The sequence below is a fragment of the Streptomyces sp. 13-12-16 genome, from assembly GCF_002114215.1.
Classification (GTDB): Bacteria; Actinomycetota; Actinomycetes; order Streptomycetales; family Streptomycetaceae; genus Streptomyces.
Genome location: NZ_NCTE01000653.1, coordinates 1 through 830 on the forward strand (window position 1 = coordinate 1; position 830 = coordinate 830).

Here is an 830-nt window from a genome sequence, read left to right on the forward strand (position 1 = left end):
CTGCGCGGTCTGGGAGGTCGACGCCGACCCGGCGCCGTACCCGGCGCCGGAGCGGCTGGCCGGGTTCCCCTGCCGGCGGCTGGACCTCGCCCCGGCGCGCGGCGGCGGCCTCGGCAAGCGGCTGCTCGACGTCCTGGTCTCGGGGACGCTGCTGCTGCTGGCCGGCCCGCTGCTGCTGGTGTGCGCGGTGACGCTGCGGCTCTGTGACGGGCCGGGGGTGGTGTTCCGGCAGGAGCGCATCGGCCGGAACGGGGAGCCGTTCACGCTGCTGAAGTTCCGCACCCACCGGCCGGTCGACGAGCACGAGTCGGCGACCCGGTGGAGCGTGGCGGGCGAGCACGAGATGCGCTGGTTCTGCCGCATGCTGCGGCGCACCTCGCTGGACGAGCTGCTCCAGCTGTGGAACGTGCTCCGCGGCGACATGAGCCTGGTCGGACCGCGGCCCGAACGGCCGTACTTCGTCGCCCAGTTCAGCGAGACGTACCCGGGTTACGCGACCCGGCACCGGATGCGCACCGGCATCACCGGTCTGGCGCAGGTCCAGGGGCTGCGCGGCGACACCTCGATCGAGGACCGGTGCCGGTTCGACAACGCCTACATCGACGACTGGTCGCTGTGGCGGGACGTCTGCATCCTGCTGCGCACCGCGGTCACGCTGGTCCGCCCGACGGGGAGCTGACGCCACGTGAGCCACGCCCTCGTCCCGCTGCCGCGCCGGGCCGCCGCCGCTGCCCCGGTGCCGGTCCTGCCGCTGGTGGCGGTGGTCGTCCTGGCGGGCCTGCCGCCGACGGGGGACGGCGCGGGGCCCGCCGACATGGTGTCCGCGCTGG

General features: G+C 75.2%; 1 protein-coding gene. It reads left to right on the forward strand.

Going from position 1 to position 830, the window contains the following annotated elements; translation table 11 throughout:
• A partial coding sequence (locus B7767_RS25100) for a sugar transferase (RefSeq protein WP_143652627.1) occupies positions 1–679 on the forward strand: 679 nt, incomplete at its 5' end.
• Positions 680–830 lie beyond the last annotated feature (151 nt).